This is a genomic window from Mycobacterium sp. SP-6446, assembly GCF_001954045.1.
Taxonomy (GTDB): domain Bacteria; phylum Actinomycetota; class Actinomycetes; order Mycobacteriales; family Mycobacteriaceae; genus Mycobacterium.
In genome coordinates this window covers 1-626 of record NZ_MBEM01000047.1, presented here as the reverse complement: position 1 = coordinate 626, position 626 = coordinate 1, and the positions used below count along the sequence as shown (strand labels likewise).

The 626-nt window shown below is 70.0% G+C and carries 1 pseudogene; it reads right to left on the bottom strand.

Annotation, left to right across the window (positions count from 1 at the left end):
* Positions 1–626: pseudogene (locus tag A5736_RS27165) on the bottom strand (hypothetical protein); the annotation flags it as partial.

The window sequence follows — 626 nt, the reverse complement described above, 5'->3', positions numbered from 1 at the left end:
CGCCCAGCGCATCGGGCTCTCGGCGACCGTGCGTCCGCCCGAGGAACTCGCCCGGTTCCTGTCCGGCCAGGCGCCGACGACCATCGTGGCCCCGCCGTCGGCCAAGACCGTCGAGCTGACCGTGCAAGTGCCGGTGCCCGACATGGCCAACCTGGCGAACAACACCATCTGGCCGGACGTCGAAGCGCGGCTCGTCGACCTGATCGAATCGCACGGTTCGACCATCGTGTTCGCCAACTCGCGGCGGCTGGCCGAGCGACTGACCGCACGGCTCAACGAGATTCACGCCGAGCGCAGCGGTGTTGCCCTGCCCGGGCAGGGCAACACCGCTGCGCTCGGCGTGAATCTCGTTGAGCCGTGCGGTCAGTCGCTCGGCCAGCCGCCGCGAGTTGGCGAACACGATGGTCGAACCGTGCGATTCGATCAGGTCGACGAGCCGCGCTTCGACGTCCGGCCAGATGGTGTTGTTCGCCAGGTTGGCCATGTCGGGCACCGGCACTTGCACGGTCAGCTCGACGGTCTTGGCCGACGGCGGGGCCACGATGGTCGTCGGCGCCTGGCCGGACAGGAACCGGGCGAGTTCCTCGGGCGGACGCACGGTCGCCGAGAGCCCGATGCGCTGGGCG